This window comes from Bradyrhizobium sp. SZCCHNRI2009 (assembly GCF_032485115.1).
In the GTDB taxonomy this organism is placed as follows: Bacteria; Pseudomonadota; Alphaproteobacteria; order Rhizobiales; family Xanthobacteraceae; genus Bradyrhizobium.
This window is the reverse complement of the sequence record NZ_JAUEUH010000005.1, coordinates 330,217-349,129: the sequence shown is the minus strand read 5'-3', so window position 1 is coordinate 349,129 and position 18,913 is coordinate 330,217. Positions and strand designations below refer to the sequence as shown.

The window sequence follows — 18,913 nt, the reverse complement described above, 5'->3', positions numbered from 1 at the left end:
GGGGAAACTGGCCCGGACGAGGTCATTCGGCCGATATGGTCGTGCCGCTCCGCGTCAAAGAGATCTAGCAGAAGAAACTCCGGCCAAAAAACGAGCCTGGTCAGGGCGTCATTCGGCGCTGCCGATCGGGGCGAGGAGCACACGTTTTGCGTCAGCTATCGAAAAATTTGACGTCGAATTCCTCTTGCATGATTTTGTTGTTGCTATTTTTCCGAAGTCGTGTTCTTATCCGCGCATCCCGTCCTCATGCAGAGGGGCGTACGCGTCGTCACGATACGTAGAGGCGGGGAGCGGTGGCCGCGTGCCTGTCAGGCGCTCTTGCGCTGACGAACGGCAGCGCGCGGACGGTCAAGCCGTGTGGTCCTGGCGCCCCGATGCTGGCGCCAATCTCGCGATGACGTTCGTGCGTCGTGGCGGGCGACGGGGGCAAACAAGCCGGTCCCCGGGGAGAGTACGGAGCAGCCGTTAAACCCATCGCGCAGGGAGGGCCGGGATGTCTCGGCTGAACCTGTGGTGACCGCCGCGTGCATTTTCTTTCGCACGCGGGCCATGGGGGCGGCCAGCTCCCGGCCTTCCCTGCGCCCTCGCATTTTCAGAGGGCGAGATCGATCAGCATAGCTCGGGCAAGCATGGCCGCGAGATCGACGCAGCGCGTCTCGTTAGCAACTCTCCGATGATCAACGATGCCTTGGCTGATGTGAGCACGCGCCTCGCAGAACGATCAGTTCTCACCTCGTCCCGCTTGCGGGGAGAGGTCGGATTGCATCGAAGATGCAATCCGGGTGACGGGGGCTCTCCGCGAGTCTGGTGTGCATGGAGAGCCCCCCTCACCCCAGCCCTCTCCCCGCAAGCGGGGCGGTGGAGCGCACCGCCGATACGGTACCAGTTCGACTCCCACTCCGAAGAAAATACTGCCTTCGGCTCCGTCATCGCGGCGAGAGACGTGCAGTGCTCAGATCTTCAGCTCGCTGCCCGTCACCCGCCGGAACGCCTCCAGATAGCGCTGGCTGGTCGCATCCACCACGCTCTGCGGCAAGGGCGGCGGGGGGGCGTCGCCGTTCCAGCGGCCGGCACGGCGCTCGGCATCGAGATAGTCGCGCAGCGGCTGCTTATCGAAGCTCGGCTGCGGCTGGCCCGGCTGATAGGCATCGACGGCCCAGAAGCGCGACGAGTCGGGCGTCATCACCTCGTCGATCAGGATGATGTGACCGTCCTTGTCGCGGCCGAACTCGAACTTGGTGTCGGCGATGATGATGCCCTGCTCGCGCGCCAGCTTTTCACCCAGCGTGTAGACCGCGCGCGTCATGCTCTCCAGCGTATACGCGGTGTCGTCGCCGACCACCTCGCGCATTCGCGCAATGGTGATGTTCTCGTCATGGCCGGTCTCGGCCTTGGTCGCGGGGCTGAAGATCGCGGGGTCGAGCTTCTGGCTCTCGACGAGGCCGGCGGGAAGCTGCTCGCCGGCCAGCGTGCCATGGGCCGCATATTCCTTCCAGGCCGAGCCGGAGAGATAGCCGCGGATCACGCATTCGATCGGGAACACGGTGGTGCGCTTGCACAGCATCGCGCGCCCGAGAATCTCGTCGCGATGCGGCGCCAGCGCTGGCACCTCCGCGATGATCGTGTCGGTGTCGGCCGAGATCATGTGGTGATGCACCACGCCTTCGAGCGCGTTGAACCAGTAGGCCGAGATCTGCGTCAGCACCGCGCCCTTCATCGGGATGGTTTCGTTCATCACGACGTCGAAGGCCGAGATCCGGTCGGTGGTCAGCAGCAGCACGCGGTCGTCGCCGACGGCATAGATGTCGCGGACCTTGCCGCGGCCGATCTTCGGGAGCGGCAGATTGCTGGCGAGAAGCGTGGTCATCGTGCAGAGCCTTCGAAACGGGAGCGTTGCGACCGCAATAGCCTATTCCGGCAGCGGAATGAACTCGTGCTCCTGCGGAACGGCGGCGAAGCGGCCGGTTTTCCAGTCCTGCTTGGCCTGCTCGATGCGCTCCTTGCTGGAGGAGACGAAATTCCACCACACGTGCCGCGGCCCTTCCAGGGCGTCGCCGCCAAGGAACATCATCCGGGTCGGCTTCACCGTGCGCACGCTGATGGCGTCGCCCGGGCGGAAGATCAGGAGCCGCGGGCCCTCGTGGCGCTCGCGCGCGATCTCGACCTCGCCATCGACGATGTAGATGGCGCGCTCCTCGTGATCGGGATCGAGCGGCACCACCGTGCCGGCCTGCGCCGTGACCTCGACATAGAACCAGGGCGAGACCATCGTCACCGGCGAGGCCGCGCCGAACGCCTTGCCGGCAATGACGCGCGCGGAGAAGCCGGTGTCGCTGACCGTCGGCAGCGCGTCCGCCGCGTAGTGCTGGAAGCTCGGCGCGATCTCTTCCGATTCGACCGGCAGCGCGATCCAGCTCTGCAGGCCCAGCATCTTCTGCCCGTTCTGCCGCTGCAGGTCGGGCGTGCGCTCGGAATGGGCGATGCCGCGGCCCGCCGTCATCAGGTTCATCGCGCCGGGCTGGATCTCCCGCACGTTGCCCTCGCTGTCGCGATGCATGATGGCGCCGTCGAACAGATAGGTGACGGTGGCAAGCCCGATATGCGGATGCGGCCGCACGTCCATGCCCTTGCCGGACATGAACTGCACCGGGCCGAAATGATCGAAGAAGATGAACGGGCCGACCATCTGGCGTCGGCCGTGCGGCAGCGCGCGGCGCACCGCAAAACCGTCGCCGAGATCGCGGGTGCGCGGCACGATGACGTGCTCCAGCGCATCGCACGAGGTGGGATCGCCGAACTCGGGATCGATCGATGGCTGCCAGCTCATGGGGCGCTCCTGCAATGTGGTCGCGCGAGCTTAGCAGCTTCACGAAGGCGAGGGCAGGGCACGAGGTCGCGGCATCCGCGCGATTTGAACGAAGCGAAGCTCCGGCCTAGAGTTCCGGCGCTGACAACGGACCCGTGACGATGACGCTCGAAAGCCTCGATCTCGCGCTTCGCGCCGCCGCCATCGCGCTGCTGGCCGTGCTCGCCGTCGCGCTGGGACGCGATCTCGGCAGGCAATGGCGCGGCCGGCTCGCGATCGCGCTGGCGCTGGGCTCGGCCGCGCATGCCGCGACCTTCAACATCGGCGGCACGGCCGCGCCATCGCTCGCTTCCGCGCCGCTGATTGCGGTGGCGACCGCCGATATCGTCGTGCTCTGGCTGTTCTGCCGCGCGCTGTTCGATGACGGCTTTGCGTTGCGTTGGCTGCACGGCCTGATCTGGCTCGCGGTGTTCGGCTTCAGCCTGCTGAGCTGTCTCGTGCTGGGGCCTGCCGGACATGGACGGCTCGTGATCGTCGCCAATAATGTGCTGGCTCTCGGCTTCCTCGGCCTGACCTTGGCGCAGACCATCCGTTCCTGGGCGACGGATCTCGTCGAGGGACGGCGGCGCATCCGCGCCTTCGTCGTGATCGCGGCGCTGTCCTACGGTGGCGTCAATGCGCTGCTGCAGATGGCGTCCGCCGGCCGGGGCCCGTCGGAGCTCGCCAATGTGGTCAACGCGGCGATGTTCTTGGCCGTGGTCGGCACCGTTGCGCTGATGCTGCTCAAGGTCGGTGCCGGCGATGTGCTCGCGCCGGAGGCGCCACCGGCCGCGGCGCTCGAAGCGGTGGCTCCGAAAGCCGCCGACCGCAGGTTGGTGGACGCGCTGATGCGGCTGATGGCGGACGAGCGGGTTTATCGTCAGGAGAACGTCACGATCGGCATGCTGGCGACGAAGCTCTCCATTCCTGAATACCGGCTGCGGCGGCTGATCAATGGCGAGCTCGGCTACCGCAACTTCAACACCTTCCTCAACGCCCACCGCATCGAGGAGGCCAAGGCCGCGCTCGCCGATCCCGCCCAGGCCGAGGTGCCCGTGATCACCATCGCGATGGACGCTGGGTTCCAGTCGCTTGGGCCCTTCAACCGCGCCTTCAAGGCGGTGACCGGGGTGACGCCGACCGAATACCGGCGCATGAGGCTGTCGGCGGCGTGATCTGTTCAGCCTTGAAACTGCAGAGGAATTCCAGAATCGGCGAGATCCCGGCGATTCTCGGCTGGGATGATTTCCGAAATCGGCGAGCGTCCGGGCCGCAGCCGCAGTCTGGTCCGGCAGATCCAACTGCCGGAGCTCCTCATGACCAGACGTCGCCTGCTGCTTGCCCTCGTTGCCACCACCGCGCTGACCGCCCTGGCGGTCGGCGGCGCCCGCGCCCGCGATGTGCCGAAGGTGGCAACCGGCTTCATCGCCAGCCTCCTGTGCTCGGAGACCTTCGTCTCCGGTCTCGACCCGGACCGCACGCTCTCCGAGACCCGGGCCGCGATGCCCGGCGCCGGCCTGCTGAGCTGGGCGATGGACGTCCGCGTCGATCGCGCCGCCAAGGACGTCACCGTGACGCTGCTCGGGATCGGGCAGAGCCGGGCCGTGTATCGCGACGGGCTCGGCTGCCACATGGACCATGGCGAAGCGGCGGATTGGCCGGCCATCCGGCCCGCTGCGCCAACCCCCGCTTTGCTGCCCGACATCGCTCCGCCACGCGTCGTCGCGCCGGTCACTCCGGCCCTCGCGGCAGCGCTGGATCGCGCCTTTGCCGAGCCGGACTCGCCGCCGTTCCGGCATACCCATGCTGTCCTGGTGATGAAGGACGGCAAGGTGATCGCCGAGCGCTACGCCCAGGGCTTCACGCTCGACACGCCGCTGCTCGGCTTCTCTGCGACCAAGTCGATGACCGCGACCTTGATCGGCATTCTGGTCCGCCAGGGCAAGCTCGCGCTGCATACGCCCGCGCCCATCGCGGCGTGGCGGGACGACAAAGATCCGCGCCACGCCATCACCGTCGATCACCTCTTGCGCCACACCGCAGGCCTCGCGCTCGGCAGCTCGCTGCAGGCCTCGCTGTTCTCTGTGCTCGAGCCTGTCAACCGCATGAAATTCGTCGAAACGGACCGCGCCGCCTTCGCCGAAACCATGCCGCTCGAAACCACGCCGGGCGCGGTCAGCAATTATCACGACGGCAACACCGTCATCCTCTCTCATCTCATCCGCGACGCCGTCGGCGGCAGCGCTGCGGATGTGCTGCGCTTTGCGCATCGCGAGCTGTTCGATCCGCTCGGCATGACCAGCGTCACCCTCGAATTCGATGCCGCCGGCACACCGGAGGGATCGAGCCAGATGCTGGCCTCGGCGCGCGACTGGGCGCGACTGGGCCAGCTGTATCTCGACGACGGCGTCGTGGCTGGCCGCCGCATCCTGCCCGCCGGCTGGGTCGCGTATGCCAGCGCGCCGACGCCCGGCGCGTTCGTCGGCCTCGGCGCCGGCTTCTGGACCAACAGTGGCGACAGCTTTGGCGCCAACTACCGCACCTCCCATGGCTGGCCGCGCGACGCGTTCTTCGCCAAGGGCACGCTCGGCCAATATGTCATCGTCGTCCCGTCGGAGCGTCTCGTCATCACGCGTTTCGGCCGCACCGTGAACTGGCCGCCGGAGGCCGATGGCGTGGCGCAGCTCGTGAGCGACGTGATCGCGGCGACGCAGGGAGAATGACGCATGCGCTACGCTCTTCCCAAAGCGGTGGCCTGCTCGACACGTTCGAATCGCTCCAGCGACAGGATCGCGTCGGCGAAGCTCTGTGCCCGGCTGCTCAGCACTGGCCGCGCCAGCGTCAGAAACTTGTCGCTCATCGCCTGTGCTGTCGGGAACGAGGTCGGCTCGCCGGAGGGATCGTCGTGCAGCCGCTCGTGCACGCCATCCGCGGTGGTGATGGTGACGCGCGCGCCGAACGGATGGCTGCGGCCGATCTCCAATTTGTCGTCCTGCACGACGTCGAACTTGTCGGCCAGCGCATTGATCGCGGCGTCGCCAAGGCGCGTGTAGTCGTCCCAGCCGAAGCGGCCCTGGTCGAGCGCGAGCGCGCCGGTGAAGAACATCGAGAACTGTCCGCCGACGATCGAGGTCGGATGGCGCTTGGTGGCGGCATCGCCGGTCAGGGTGATGCCGTTGCGATGCAGGCCGACCTCGACGCGCTTGACCTGGTCCGGCGTCAGATTGTGCTCGCGGCGCAGGGCGATGATGGCGTCGATCGCAGCATGGGTATAGCGGCAGCTCGGATACGGCTTCACGCCGATCTTCATCGTCTCATAGGTGGAGCCGAGCCCCGCGACCGCCTTGTCGTGATGCGGCGTGTCGGTGTAGCCGACGAGGAGGCCGTGCTTGCCCTCGACGGATTCGATCGCGCCGACGAAGTCGTTCTTGGCGAGCGTCGCCGCGATCACGCCGTTCATCGCCGACGCCCCGACCTGATAGCGCTTGTTCCAGGCGCCGTTGACGAGAAACTGCAGCGAGCCCGCGGCCTGGCTGCCGGACACGCCGAAAGCGTAGATCAACTGCTGCTCCGACAGGCCGAACAGCTTGCCGGCGGCGGCCGCCGCGCCATAGGTGCCGGCGGTCGCGGTCGGGTGGAAGCCGCGGGCATAATGCGAGGTCGGATCGAGCGCGTTGCCGAGCCGGCAGCACACCTCGTAACCGGCGACGATCGCGGTCAGCACCTCGCGGCCCGAGGCGCCGACCATCTCGCCGACGGCGAAGGCGGCCGGCACCACCGGCGCGCTCGGGTGCAGCGAGGAATCGGCGTGGGTATCGTCGAAATCGAGCGAATGGCCCATCGTTCCGTTGAGCAGCGCCGCCACCGCCGGCGTCCAGGTTCTGTCGTCGCCGAATACGGTCGCCTCGCCCGCTGCATCGAGCTTCAGCGCCGCCAGCATCTTCACCACCGACGGCGTCGATTCCGCCTCGCGCCGGGCCCGGATGGCGCTGCCGAGGAAGTCGAGCGTCAGCACCTTGGCGCGGTCGAGCACCTCGGGCGGGATATCGTCATATTTCAGCTCCGCGACATAGGCGGCGAGCGTTGCGGTTTCCTGGGCCATCGTGTTTCCTCGCATCGTTGCAATGACCGTAGGCAAGCCGATTCCGCCTTTCAAGCCGGTTCGGCCCGGTGGGGAGCTGCCATGCCGCGATCGCGCTGGTGCTTTTCGAGGTGAGCGACTGATGGTGTCCTTGAAACGGCTGTTCGGCCGGTTGCGCGCCCGCAAGGCGCCGATGTCGCTGGCGGTCCGCGGCACGGTGGCGGCGACGCTTGCCTTCGCGATCGCCACGGCCTTCCACCTGAAGCTGCCGCTGTGGGCGGTGCTGACCTCGCTGATCGTGACGCAAGGCAGCGTCGGGCGCTCGCTGAAGGCAACGCGCGACTACATGTTCGGTACCATCGGCGGTGCGATCTATGGCGGCGCCATCACGGTCTTCATCCCGCATTCGGGCGAACTGCAACTGCTCGGCATGCTGATCCTGGCGGTGACGCCGCTCGCCTTCATCGCCGCGATCAATCCAAGTCTCAACGCGGCGACGGTGACGGCCGTGATCGTGCTGCTGGTGCCCACGATGGGCCATCTCGATCCGCTGGGATCGGCGATCGACCGTGTGTTCGAGGTCGCGGTCGGCGCGCTGACCGGCCTCGCCGTTTCGTTCATCGTGCTGCCGTCGCGCGCGCATGTGCAGATGCGTAGCGCGGCGGGGCGTCTGCTCGAGCTGATCGCAGCCGCCTTCACCGAGCTGCTGGCCGGCCTGTCGCGCGGCCGCGACAACGACGCGTTGCATCGGATCCAGGACGGCATCGGTACCGCGCTCACCGAATTGAATGCGACAGGAGCGGAGGCCGAGCGGGAGCGCTCGGCGCGGCTGTCCTCCGGCGCCGATACCGGCCCGCTGCTGCGGACGATCCTGCGCCTGCGCCACGACGTCGTGATGATCGGCCGTGCCAGCGTAGTGCCGCTGCCATCCGAGCTGCAGGCGCGCTTGTCGGGACCGGTGGCGCGCGTCAGCGATGCCATCGCGAGCTATCTGCGCGGCTGTGCCGCGGCCATCCGCAACGGTTCCGGCCCGCCGGCGATCTGGCCGATCCACGTCGCGGTGAAGGCCTATGCGGAAGAGGTCGCCGCCGTCCGCAGCGACCGTCTCACGCGGGGCCTGCCGGGTGACGCCGCCGAGCGCTTCTTCGCGCTCGGCTTCTCGCTGGAGCAGATGCGTCAGAACCTGATCGACCTCGAGCGCGTCGTTGCCGAATGGGCGGGCGCTTCGACCGGGAAACCGCATCCACCGGAGCGCGACGAGACGCCGGATACAGCGGGCGCCTGATCTCCTCATCGCGACAACCGCAGGAAGCGCAGCACCAGCAGGGCTGCATAGATGGCGGTGCCGATCGACAGGCCGATCCAGATCCCGGTCGCGCCGAGCGCGGTGTGGAAGGCGAGTGCATAGGAGGCGGGAAAGCCGATCAGCCAGTAGCCGAGCACGGCGAGCAGCAGCGGGATGCGCGTGTCCTTGATGCCGCGCAGCGCGCCGACCGCGATGGTTTGCAGCGCATCGGTGATGAAGAAGGTCGTGCCGATCAGAAGCAGCATCGCGGCGAGCGCCGCCGTCGCTTCCGCATCGGCGAGGCCGGCGCCGAGGAACAGCTGCACGATGTCATAGCGGGCAATGACGATGCCGAGCGTGAACAGCATTGCGAGACCTAGGCCGAGCGACATTGCCATCAGTCCGGCGCGACGGACACCGGCCGCATCGTTACGTCCAACGGCGTGGCCGACGCGTACGGTCGCAGCCATGCTGATGCCGAACGGCACCATGAACAGGATCGCCGTGATCTGCAGCGCGATCTGATGCGCGGCGAGAGCGGCCGTGCTGATCAGCCCCATCAGGATCGCCGCCGCCGAGAACAGGCCATATTCGAGCAGGAACGACAGCGAGATCGGCGCGCCGATGATCAGGAGCTGCCGCATCAGCCGCCAGTCGATGCGCCCGAGCCGAGCCAGGACATGATAGTCGCGGAACGGCGGGCGCAACGCGGCGAACCACAGACCGGCAAGAAACGTTCCGAGGTTGACGGTCGAGGTGGCGAGGCCGACGCCGGTCAGGCCGAGCTGCGGAAAACCCCAGTGGCCGTAGAGCAGCGGATAGACCAGCAGCGCGTTGAGCGGGATCGCGGCCAAGGTGATCCAAAGCACCGGCTCGGGGCGGTTGACGGCGCCCATGAAGCTGCGCAGCGCCAGGAACCACAGCATCGGTGCGATCCCCCAGGCGAGACCGGCGAGATAGTCCTGCGCGAGATGCGCCACGTCCGGCGCCTGTCCGAGTGCGAGCAGGATGATCTCGCCGTTCAGCGCGATCAGCATGATCGGCAACGCGATGAACAGCCCGGCCCACAGCCCGACAAGCAGCGCGCGCCGGACCAGCCCGGCATCGGCCGCGCCGAACGCCTGCGCGGCGAGCGGCGCCACCGCGGACATCAGACCCATGCCGAAGGTCGAGCCGACGAAGTAGACGGTGCCCGCTAACGCCGCCGCTGCAACGGCATCGCCGCCGAGCCGGCCGATGAAGGCGAGATCGGTCGACATCATCGCGATCTGCGACAGCTGCGTCAGCGCCATCGGCGCGGCCAGGCGGACCGTCTCCCAGAGTTCGAGCGCGAGAGAAGGTGTCGGCGCCGCCGGCGGCGGCGCGTGGTCGGTTCCGGTTGTGGAGGTCATGATCGAGGCTATAGCAGTCCCCGCAGTGTCGTGCACATCACGCCGTCGTCGTCATGGGCCGTGCGAGATGCGAGCGTCGCGGCAACATCACCGTTGGAGCTTGGGTTCGCGACGTCGGCCATCGCGGACTGCTCTCGTGCCGAACCAGATCGGATCGGACGGCCACACACGTTCCCGCGACACGGCGTGCCCGGGTGAGGCTCGATTTGCTCCCCTCGAACAGGAAGAGGGGCAGGGAAGGCCGGGTGCTTGACCACACCCATGGCCCGCCTGCAAAAGAAGTAGCAGGCGGCAGTCACCACAGGTGGGCCGCACATCCGGCCTTCCCTGCGCCATGGTTGGAACGGCTTATACGTACTCTCCCCGGGGACCGGGCTTGTTTGCCCCCGTCACCTGCGGATCGCCCGCCGGCTTGACCTCAGCATCGGGAGGCCAGGACCATACGATTTCGCCGTATGCGACAGCCCCTTCGTCCACGCGCCAGCCTCAAGAGAACCTGAGTGCGCGCTGTGAGCCGCCGCATCCATCGCATCCCACCCTCAACGGTCCGTGACGATCGCGAAGCGCCCCTCTCATGAGGACGGGACGGGTGCATTGTTTCTGATTTTCGAAATAGAAGCAAGCGAAAAATTCTGAAAACCGGCAAAACGCAACGTGGTGGCTCGGCTGGGCTGCCGCGCGGTCCGATGCGTTCTCCGTCATTGCTTGCGGAGTATTCAATCTGGGGACGGAGAGCCGGCGCGGCAGCGGGTCGAAGACTTGCGCGGAATCAGGCGGCCGTTGCGACCTGCCGGAGCATCGCCTTCACGACGAGGCGGTGAAACGGCTTTATCACGGCGAGATAGACGCGGCCGAGAGCGTTGTGGGTCTGCACCAGGGTGCTCGCTGTTACTTGCGTGGTCGCGCGATGAGAGACCACGTCGACCAGGACACGAAAATCCAGATGCTTGTCGTCGAAGCCGAGCACGAGTTGCTTTGGCGTTTCGTTGATCACCGGGAAAATCCCGATCATGGGGCTCGGACGGCGTGCGTCCGCGCCCGAGGTCTTCAAGCCGAACGGCCGGACCAGCCCATTGCGGAGTTTCAGGAGAGCGGCCATCCACCAAGGCGTATGGCCGAGCATGCGTTCGGCCGCGGTGCGGGCATCGAGGACCGCGCCGTCGATCGTGATGCGGAAGGCATCGGCGAAGTCAGCACCGGCGAGCCATCGGTCACGGTCGACATCTGGAGTGATCTCGCTGATTGTCATGTGCCCTGAGCCTCGCGTGTCGTGTTTGGTCCTCGGTCCATCAGCGCGTTATTGCGAGCGGAGCGAAGCAATCCAGCGGCGGGCAAGGACTCTGGATTGCTTCGCTTCGCTCGCAATGACGGAGGGGAGATGGGCGTGAATAGCGCTACCGTCCGCGTTCCGGCACGCGCGTGATCTTGGCGCCCAGCGCATTCAGCCGCTCGTCGATGCGTTCGTAGCCGCGTTCGATCTGGTCGGCGTTGTCGATATACGAGGTCCCCTCGGCGCACAGCGCGGCCAGCAGCATGGCCATGCCGGCGCGGATGTCGGGCGACACGACGCGGGCGCCGCGCAGGCGGCTCGGGCCGGCGACGATGGCGCGGTGCGGGTCGCACAGCACGATGCGCGCGCCCATCGAGATCAGCTTGTCGACGAAGAACATCCGCGACTCGAACATCTTCTCGAACATCAGGATCACGCCCTCGCATTGCGTGGCGGTGACGAGCGCGATCGACATCAGGTCGGCGGGAAAGGCCGGCCAGGGCTGGTCCTCCAGCTTCGGCACGTGGCCGCCGAAATCGTCCTTGATCCGCAGCGTCTGCTCCGAGGGCACGATGAGATCGTCGCCGGCAACCTCGCAGACGATGCCGAGCCGCTCGAAGCCCATGCGGATCGAGCGGAGATGCTCGGTGCCGGCGCGCACGATGCGTAAGGGAGAGCGAGTCACGGCGGCAAGGCCGATCAGCGAGCCGACCTCGATGTGATCGGGCTGGATCGAGTAGCTCGCCTGGCCCAGCGTGCTGGCGCCATGGATCACCATCGTGTTGGTGCCGATGCCCTCGATGTTGGCCCCGAGCGCCACCAGGAAATGCGCGAGGTCCTGCACGTGCGGCTCGGAGGCGGCGTTGCGCAAGTAAGTCGTGCCGTGGGCGGCCACCGCGGCCACCAGCGCGTTCTCGGTCGCGGTGACACTGGGCTCGTCCAGGAAGACGTCGGCGCCCTTGAGGCCGGAGGCGCGCAGCTCGATCTTGTCGGTTGCGGTGACGGTGGCGCCGAGCTGCTCGAAGGCGAGGAAATGCGTGTCGAGGCGGCGGCGGCCGATGACGTCGCCGCCTGGCGGCGGCAGCGCCACTTCGCCGCAGCGGGCGAGCAGGGGCCCTGCCAGCAGGATCGACGCGCGGATGCGCGCGCAGAGGTCCGGATCGAGGTCCGCGGCGCGGATCTCCTTGGCATGGATCGTGAGCCTGTTCCGGCCGCGCCATTCGGCGGAGGCGCCGACCGAGCGCACCAGCTCGACCAGCGTCTCGGTGTCGCGGATGCGCGGCACGTTGTCGAGCGTGACCGGATGCTCGGTCAGCAGCGCGGCGGCGATGATCGGCAGCGCGGCGTTCTTGTTGCCGGACGGCTCGATCGCGCCCTTGAGCCGGTGACCCCCCTCGACGATGTATTGAATGGGCGCCATGCGCGAAAAGTCCGTTCTGAGATGGTGATTCGCCCGGGGACCGGCGAAAGCGGAACATCGATCTTCAACGGAATTAACACGGAAGGGACGGGCAGGCCACTGCTCCGCAGACTCAGGGTGCGCCTGGTCGTCTATCGCGCCAGTGCGGAGTATCCTCGGGCTGGACGTCGCGACTACACGTCCACGTTGGCCGACAGCGAGTTGTCCTGGATGAACTCGCGGCGCGGCTCGACCACGTCACCCATCAGCTTGGTGAAGATGTCGTCGGCCTCGTCGACCTCCTTGACCTTCACCTGGAGCAGCGTACGGGCCTCGGTGTCGAGCGTGGTCTCCCAGAGCTGTTGCGGGTTCATCTCGCCGAGGCCTTTGTAACGCTGCATGTTGATGCCCTTGCGGCCGGCATCGGTGACCGCCTCGAACAAATCGACCGGGCCATGGATCACGGTCTGGACGTCGCCACGGCGCAAGGCGCCGGGCTTCGCATAGGCCTCTTGCAGGCGGGCCGCATATTCGTCCAGCTTGCGGGCATCGACGGACGCGAGCAATGCGTCGTCGATGACGGCGACGTCCTTGACGCCCCGCACGGTGCGCTCGAAGGTGAAGCCCTGGCCCTCGACGAAGTGGCCGATCCAGCCGCGCTCGACCTCGTCGGCCAGCACGTCGAGCCGTTTTGCGATGTAGGCGGCCGCGGCGTCCGCCGTCGGGATGTCGCGGGTGATGTCCGGGCGCAGCACGCCGGCGATCGCGGCCTGCTCGACGACCTTGCGGTCGTAGCGCGTGTGCAGGTTGCGCAGGATGTTGCGGACGAGACGCGCTTCCTCGACCAGCGCCAGGAGGTCACGCCCCTTGCGCTCCTCGCCTTCCGCCGTCTTGAACACGCAATCGTCGAGGCCGGTGCCGATCAAATAGTCCTCGAGCGCGCGCTCGTCCTTCAAATACTGCTCGGACTTGCCGCGCGTGACTTTGTAGAGCGGCGGCTGGGCGATGTAGAGGTGGCCGCGATCGATGATCTCGCGCATCTGCCGGTAGAAGAAGGTCAGCAGCAGAGTGCGGATGTGGGCGCCGTCGACGTCGGCGTCCGTCATCACGATGATCTTGTGATAGCGCAGCTTGTCGATCGAGAACTCGTCGCTGATGCCGGTGCCGAGCGCGGTGATCAGGGTGCCGATCTGCTCGCTCGACAGCATCTTGTCGGGGCGCACGCGCTCGACGTTGAGGATCTTGCCGCGCAGCGGCAGCACCGCCTGGAACTCGCGGTTGCGGCCCTGCTTGGCGCTGCCGCCGGCCGAGTCACCCTCGACGATGAAGAGCTCGGACTTGGCCGGATCCTTCTCCTGGCAGTCGGCGAGCTTGCCGGGCAGCGAGGAGACGCTGAGCGGGCTCTTGCGGGTCAGCTCGCGCGCCTTGCGCGCGGCCTCGCGTGCCGCCGCGGCCTGGATCACCTTGCCGACGATGGTCTTGGCCTCGCCCGGATGCTCCTCGAACCAGGCCGCGAGCGCCTCGTTCAGAACGTTCTCGACCACGGGACGCACTTCCGAGGACACCAGCTTGTCCTTGGTCTGCGACGAGAATTTCGGATCCGGCACCTTCACGGAAAGAACGGCGGTGAGACCCTCGCGACAGTCGTCGCCGGTCAGCGCGATCTTCTCCTTCTTCGCATTGGCCTCGGCGTAACCGTTGACCTGGCGCGTCAGCGCGCCGCGGAAGCCGGCGAGATGGGTGCCGCCGTCACGCTGCGGGATGTTGTTGGTGAAGCACAGCACGTTCTCATGATAGCTGTCGTTCCACCACAGCGCAGCTTCCACCGTGATGCCGTTGACCTCCGAGCGCACCATGATCGGCGCCGGAACGATCGCCTTCTTGTTGCGGTCGAGATATTTGACGAACTCCTCGACGCCGCCGTCGTAATGCATCTCCTCGCGCTTCTCGACCGCGTGGCGCATGTCGGAGAGCACGATGTTGACGCCGGAATTGAGGAAGGCGAGCTCGCGCAGGCGATGCTCGAGCGTCGCGTAGTCGTATTCGACGTTCTTGAAGGTCTCCGTCGAGGCCAGGAACGTCACCTCGGTGCCGCGCTTGCCCTTGGCCTCGCCAACCACTTTCAGCGGCGCAATCGCGTCGCCATGGGCGAACTCGATGAGATGCTCCTTGTCGTCGCGCCAGACCCGAAGCTGCAGCTTGCTCGACAGCGCGTTGACGACCGAGACGCCGACGCCGTGCAGTCCGCCGGACACCTTGTAGGAGTTCTGGTCGAACTTTCCGCCGGCGTGCAGCTGGGTCATGATGACCTCGGCGGCGGACACACCTTCGCCCTTGTGAATGTCCACGGGAATGCCGCGGCCGTCGTCGCGCACGGTGACCGAATTGTCCGGATTGAGCACCACCTCGACCGCAGTGGCGTGACCAGCCAGCGCCTCGTCGATCGCGTTGTCGACGACTTCGTAGACCATGTGATGCAGGCCGGAGCCGTCATCGGTATCGCCGATATACATGCCCGGGCGCTTGCGCACGGCATCCAGGCCCTTCAACACCCGGATCGATTCTGCGCCGTATTCGTTCGCGGTTGCAGGCTCGTTGTCGGCGATGGTTTGCCGGGCGGGTTCGGTCATGTGGGGCCTTCGGAAGGGGTGGTCGAATCGGCATTGCAGATCGCATGCCGAGAGCGCTCTTTCTCTCACGAAAGGAGCCACGCGCCTAGCGCAAAGTGGCCCGTCGTAAGACATTGAAGAGATAGCGCTTTTTAACGGTTTTTCAAGGCCTGGCGAGGGTCGTTTTCGTCCCCTCCGAAAGCCGGATTCAGGCCATTCCCGTGGCTGGTTTTGAGGCGTGCGGCGGGGCGCTTTCGCGTGCGATTCAGGGCACGAGTCACGCGTGACGCGGCAGGTGCCGCCTCAGTAGAGCGGGAGCGGCAGGGCGGTGCCACCCGGGCCAACCATGAGGCCCCAGGCATCGCCGGCGGCGAGCTCCAGCGTGTCGATCACGGCGGGCCGGCGGGCGATCTTCAGCTCGTAGCGGTGCTTGCCTGGCGGCAGGTCGAGCAGCGGGCCGTTGGGCGATTGCGGGCTGCCGGTGCCGGCCGCGATCCCGATCGTCTGCCCGTTGATGGTCAGCACGGCGTCGGTGTCGCCGATATTGCCGAGCATCAGCTTGGCCCGGCCAGGCTTCGGCAGGATGCCGGCCTTGGCCGCCGCTTCTGCGTTCCTTTGCACCAGGTTGACCGAGGTCTCGCCCTTGGCGCGCCCGAGCGTGAGCACGGCGGGTCCCTGCGACGAGGTAAAGGTGAGCCGGACCCGATCGGGGCTGGCCTGCGCGTCCTCGGGCTTCTCCCGCCAGCCGAGCCTGGTCAGCTCGGCGCGGTAGAAGGCCGTGACGGCACCGAGCTCGGCCGGGACGCTGGCCTCCAGCTCCAGCCGCAGCGGCGTGTCCGTTCCCGGCGCCCTGGACCGCGACAGCGCGGTCGCGCTGTGCTGCTTCGGCACCGGCAGCGCCGAGTCGGGATCAGCCTCGAGCGGCGTCGCGTCCTTGGCCGGTCGGGCCGCGGCCGAAGGCCTGGCGGCGGCGAGCAGGCCGGTGCCGTCGGCCGTGACGTTCACCTTGGGGCCCATCTGCATGATCGTGAACGCCACCGACTTGCCCTTCGCCGAGAACTCCAGGCGCGCCATGGTCGGATTGTCGATCACGGTCGGCGACTCCTTCCAGCCGGCCGTCTTCAACGTGGAACGGAAGAAGCCGGCGAGTGTCTTCACCGACGAAGCCGACTTGAACGCGAGCTGTCCCCGGTCGCCATCGAAGCTCACGGCCTCGGCGGTCTCGGGCAGCGCGATCGGCGCCGGATTGCCGGCCAGCGGCTTCACGGGCGCATCCGACATGGCGCCGGCCTGCACGGCGCGGCGCGCCTCGTCGGCGGCGATCACCTGCTTGGCCATCGCGGCGGCATCCGCCATGAACCTGTCGTCGGCGTCCTTCTTCGCCTTGGCGCGGGCGGCCAGGGCGGCTTCGGTGGTGCGCATCGACAGCTCGACCATGGTGAGATCGTACTTGCGGGACAGCTTCAAGGTCCCGGTGTCCTCGGGCGCGACGACCTTGAGCGTGACCTCGTCCGGCGTTCCCGGACCGGCCGTCTCGATCCGCCAGCCGCGCGCGGGGATCTCCCGCGTGTAGAAGGCGAGCACGGCCGGCAGCTCGGCGATGACGGCGCCATTGGCCTGGCGGCTCGACGAGGCCGCGCTGCCGAGGCTTTGCGACCACTTGGTCGGCTTCGGCATCGGCAGGCCGGCGTGGTCGTCGCCGGCTTCGAGGGTGGAGGGCAGCGCGAATGGCGCGATCCGGATCTCGACATGGGTCCGGCCGTCGTCGCGCCGGGTCAGCGTCAGCATCACCGGATTCTGCCGGCGATAACCGTCGCCGTCGTCATGGCCGTAGAAGGCGCGCACGCCGCCCGGCGCGGTCTCGCTCAGATCGGCATTGGGCCAGCGCGCGGCGGCCCCGGCCGTCAGCGGCTCCCAGCCGAGGGCGGACATCTGCTTGCGGAACAAGGTCCGCGCCGCATCCAGCGTCATCGGCGCGATGCATGACAGATAAGGCCGCGTCTCGTCGAACACGATGTCAGCGGCGCCATCGGGGAACGGCAAATTGGCGTAGATCCGCTGCGGCGAGTAGGTCACCTCCGACTGCCCGGCGCGGCCGGCGCTGCCCGTGAAGAAGACCAGGAGCCCCTGCTTGCCCTTCTTGTAGGTGAGCGTCGGATTGCGCTCTTCGAGCGGCCTGACATAGCGCACCCAGCCGTCGGCGCCGAGCAACTGCTGCGTGGCGGTATTGGCCGCTGCGACAGGCGCCGGCAGACGATAGATGGCGCGGTAGCGGTCGGGATGCGACGTGTCTTCCACCGCACCCTCGAGCCGCGGCAGCGCGTGGACGTCGACGATGGCGTCATCGGCGCGCGCAGGTCCGGCACAGCTCGCGAGCAGCAACAGCCCACACGCAAACCGACGCAGCCGCGGCGCGGCGATGGCCTGCTGCCAAAGCTCTGACATCATCGATCTCCGGGATTTCGAGTTCGGGGCGCTTGGGCCCTCGGGCGCTGGAGGAGAGCGGTTGGCGCCGGCGTGCCATCCAACGACAACTAGTCGAACCGGCGAACTGATAGGTTCAACGGCGGAATGAGTTACCGCCGCGCGCTGATCCGCCCCGCCTCGACGTCGAAGATCTCGCCGAGCTCGCGTAGTTCGGCAAACGCCGCGGGATCGGCGCCGGTCAGCCATACCTGGGCACCGAGCGTGCCGAGCTCGGCGAACAAAGCGGTGCGGCGGCCGGGATCGAGATGGGCGACGATCTCGTCGAGCAGCAGCATCGGCACGATGCCGGTGGTTTCGGCGACCAAGGTCGCATGCGCGAGGATGAGGCCGATCAGCAGCGCCTTCTGCTCGCCGGTCGACGCGTCGCGCGCCGGCATGTTCTTCGGCGCATAGACGACATGGAGATCGGTGAGATGCGGACCGTCGAGCGTGCGGCCGGCGGCGGCATCGCGCGCGCGATTGTCGCGCAGGACAGCGCGATAGCGGTCCTCGACGGCGAGGGCCGGCTCGCTCAGCAGCGCATTCTCCATCCAGCCGTCGAGCGCAATCTCGGCGGACGGGAACGCCGAGGCTTGACCGCGCTGCCGCAGCATCGCGGCGAGCTTCACCGCGGTCTGGCCGCGGCTCGCGGCGACGGCGACCGCAAGCTCCGCGGTCTCGCGCTCGATCGCGTCACACCAATGATCGTCGAAATTGCGGACCTCGAGCAGCCGGTTGCGCGAGCGCAGCGAGCGCTCCAGCGCCGACACCCGGCTCGAATGTTCGCTGTCGATCGCGAGCACCAGGCGGTCGAAGAAGCGCCGCCGCTCCGAGGCCGCGCCCATGAACAGGCCATCCATCGAAGGCGTCAGCCACACCATGCGGATGTGATCGCCGAAGGCGGCGGCCGAGCCGACCGGCTCGCGATCGATGCGGCAGCGGCGCGTCGTGTTGGCATCGCTGCGCGGCGGCTCGATGCCGGTGCCGAAGGTCGTCAGCCCCAGCGCGCCCTCGACCTCCGCCGAGACCGCCCACGACCCGTCGCCCTGGTTGTCGGCGACGTCCTCCAGGGTGGCACGGCGCAGGCCGCGGCCCGGCGCGAAGAACGAGATCGCCTCCAGGCAATTGGTCTTGCCGGCGCCGTTGGCCCCGACCAGCGCGACCATGTCCGCCTGCACGCTGACGCTGGCAGCGCGATAGCTGCGAAAATGCGTCAGCGCGAGACGGTGGATGCGGGAGGGGGTCATGGGGTGGAGTTGCAAGCCCAGTTCTGTCATTGCCGGGCTTGACCCGGCAATCCATCGTCCGCGTCAGCGGACGATTTCATCATAGAGATCGCGCCAGTCCGGATTGTTTGCGACGATCAAGTCGACCTTCCATTCGCGTGACCAGTGCTTGATGTTCTTCTCACGCTGCAATGCCGCGGCGATCGTCTCATGCGCTTCGAAATACACCAGGCGCTGATGCCGTAGCGTCGGGTGAAGCTCTCGGCGAGTCCTTCGCGATCGAGATGGATGGCCGGGTCACGCCCGGCCATGACGAGTTAACTTAAGAGCTCGCAGCGGAT

Annotated in this window: 12 protein-coding genes and 1 pseudogene; 3 read left to right on the top strand and 10 right to left on the bottom strand. The window is 67.3% G+C overall.

All coding sequences use genetic code 11. The features are described from left to right. Positions 1-952 precede the first annotated feature (952 nt). Both QX041_RS19930 and QX041_RS19925 read right to left on the bottom strand, forming a co-directional pair. A complete protein-coding gene (locus QX041_RS19930; RefSeq protein WP_315715007.1) occupies positions 953-1,867 on the bottom strand; it encodes a phosphoribosylaminoimidazolesuccinocarboxamide synthase in 915 nt (304 codons plus the stop codon). Positions 1,868-1,909: 42 nt separating this feature from the next. Beyond that, positions 1,910-2,827: a pirin family protein gene (locus QX041_RS19925; RefSeq protein ID WP_315715008.1), complete on the bottom strand. Its 918-nt coding sequence runs from the start codon at positions 2,825-2,827 to the stop codon at positions 1,910-1,912. Between the two features lie 140 nt (positions 2,828-2,967). Between QX041_RS19925 and QX041_RS19920 the strand changes: the two genes are divergently transcribed. Beyond that, the gene (locus QX041_RS19920; protein ID WP_316166343.1) at positions 2,968-4,020 is read left to right on the top strand and encodes a helix-turn-helix domain-containing protein; all 1,053 of its coding nucleotides are present in this window, start codon (positions 2,968-2,970) and stop codon (positions 4,018-4,020) included. 141 nt (positions 4,021-4,161) lie between these two features. Continuing rightward, positions 4,162-5,568: a serine hydrolase gene (locus QX041_RS19915; protein ID WP_316166342.1), complete on the top strand. Its 1,407-nt coding sequence runs from the start codon at positions 4,162-4,164 to the stop codon at positions 5,566-5,568. 8 nt (positions 5,569-5,576) lie between these two features. Here the strand turns inward: QX041_RS19915 and QX041_RS19910 are convergent, their stop codons facing one another. After that, positions 5,577-6,947 carry an MmgE/PrpD family protein gene (locus tag QX041_RS19910; RefSeq protein WP_316166341.1) on the bottom strand — a complete coding sequence of 457 codons (1,371 nt, stop codon included), beginning with the start codon at positions 6,945-6,947 and terminating at the stop codon, positions 5,577-5,579. Between the two features lie 121 nt (positions 6,948-7,068). Between QX041_RS19910 and QX041_RS19905 the strand changes: the two genes are divergently transcribed. After that, positions 7,069-8,211, top strand: a complete 1,143-nt coding sequence (locus QX041_RS19905) for an FUSC family protein (RefSeq protein WP_316166340.1) — start codon at positions 7,069-7,071, stop codon at positions 8,209-8,211. 5 nt (positions 8,212-8,216) lie between these two features. Here QX041_RS19905 and QX041_RS19900 read toward each other — a convergent pair whose 3' ends face one another. The 7 genes and pseudogenes from QX041_RS19900 to QX041_RS19870 form a co-directional block, all read right to left on the bottom strand. Beyond that, complete coding sequence (locus tag QX041_RS19900) at positions 8,217-9,602, bottom strand: MATE family efflux transporter (RefSeq protein WP_316166338.1); 1,386 nt, start codon at positions 9,600-9,602, stop codon at positions 8,217-8,219. 769 nt (positions 9,603-10,371) lie between these two features. Then, positions 10,372-10,851 carry a DUF2867 domain-containing protein gene (locus QX041_RS19895; protein WP_316166337.1) on the bottom strand — a complete coding sequence of 160 codons (480 nt, stop codon included), beginning with the start codon at positions 10,849-10,851 and terminating at the stop codon, positions 10,372-10,374. A 145-nt stretch (positions 10,852-10,996) separates the two neighbouring features. Then, positions 10,997-12,292 carry a UDP-N-acetylglucosamine 1-carboxyvinyltransferase gene (gene murA, locus QX041_RS19890; RefSeq protein WP_315715017.1) on the bottom strand — a complete coding sequence of 432 codons (1,296 nt, stop codon included), beginning with the start codon at positions 12,290-12,292 and terminating at the stop codon, positions 10,997-10,999. Between the two features lie 173 nt (positions 12,293-12,465). Then, positions 12,466-14,901, bottom strand: a complete 2,436-nt coding sequence (gene gyrB, locus QX041_RS19885) for a DNA topoisomerase (ATP-hydrolyzing) subunit B (RefSeq protein ID WP_315751813.1) — start codon at positions 14,899-14,901, stop codon at positions 12,466-12,468. A 282-nt stretch (positions 14,902-15,183) separates the two neighbouring features. Further along, positions 15,184-17,325 carry a hypothetical protein gene (locus QX041_RS19880; RefSeq protein ID WP_316166336.1) on the bottom strand — a complete coding sequence of 714 codons (2,142 nt, stop codon included), beginning with the start codon at positions 17,323-17,325 and terminating at the stop codon, positions 15,184-15,186. A 131-nt stretch (positions 17,326-17,456) separates the two neighbouring features. Further along, the gene (recF, locus tag QX041_RS19875; protein ID WP_316166334.1) at positions 17,457-18,593 is read right to left on the bottom strand and encodes a DNA replication/repair protein RecF; all 1,137 of its coding nucleotides are present in this window, start codon (positions 18,591-18,593) and stop codon (positions 17,457-17,459) included. A 63-nt stretch (positions 18,594-18,656) separates the two neighbouring features. Beyond that, positions 18,657-18,862: pseudogene (locus QX041_RS19870) on the bottom strand (GIY-YIG nuclease family protein); the annotation flags it as partial. Between the last annotated feature and the right edge of the window lie 51 nt (positions 18,863-18,913).

What these genes read in the sequence shown, in the direction of transcription:
- QX041_RS19905 (WP_316166340.1), top strand. Translation starts at nt 7,069, where the DNA reads ATGGTGTCCTTGAAACGGCTGTTCGGCCGGTTGCGCGCCCGCAAGGCG.
- QX041_RS19880 (WP_316166336.1), bottom strand. Translation starts at nt 17,325, where the DNA reads ATGTCAGAGCTTTGGCAGCAGGCCATCGCCGCGCCGCGGCTGCGTCGG.
- murA (WP_315715017.1), bottom strand. Translation starts at nt 12,292, where the DNA reads ATGGCGCCCATTCAATACATCGTCGAGGGGGGTCACCGGCTCAAGGGC.
- QX041_RS19930 (WP_315715007.1), bottom strand. Translation starts at nt 1,867, where the DNA reads ATGACCACGCTTCTCGCCAGCAATCTGCCGCTCCCGAAGATCGGCCGC.
- gyrB (WP_315751813.1), bottom strand. Translation starts at nt 14,901, where the DNA reads ATGACCGAACCCGCCCGGCAAACCATCGCCGACAACGAGCCTGCAACC.
- QX041_RS19920 (WP_316166343.1), top strand. Translation starts at nt 2,968, where the DNA reads ATGACGCTCGAAAGCCTCGATCTCGCGCTTCGCGCCGCCGCCATCGCG.
- QX041_RS19925 (WP_315715008.1), bottom strand. Translation starts at nt 2,827, where the DNA reads ATGAGCTGGCAGCCATCGATCGATCCCGAGTTCGGCGATCCCACCTCG.
- QX041_RS19915 (WP_316166342.1), top strand. Translation starts at nt 4,162, where the DNA reads ATGACCAGACGTCGCCTGCTGCTTGCCCTCGTTGCCACCACCGCGCTG.
- recF (WP_316166334.1), bottom strand. Translation starts at nt 18,593, where the DNA reads ATGACCCCCTCCCGCATCCACCGTCTCGCGCTGACGCATTTTCGCAGC.
- QX041_RS19910 (WP_316166341.1), bottom strand. Translation starts at nt 6,947, where the DNA reads ATGGCCCAGGAAACCGCAACGCTCGCCGCCTATGTCGCGGAGCTGAAA.
- QX041_RS19900 (WP_316166338.1), bottom strand. Translation starts at nt 9,602, where the DNA reads ATGACCTCCACAACCGGAACCGACCACGCGCCGCCGCCGGCGGCGCCG.
- QX041_RS19895 (WP_316166337.1), bottom strand. Translation starts at nt 10,851, where the DNA reads ATGACAATCAGCGAGATCACTCCAGATGTCGACCGTGACCGATGGCTC.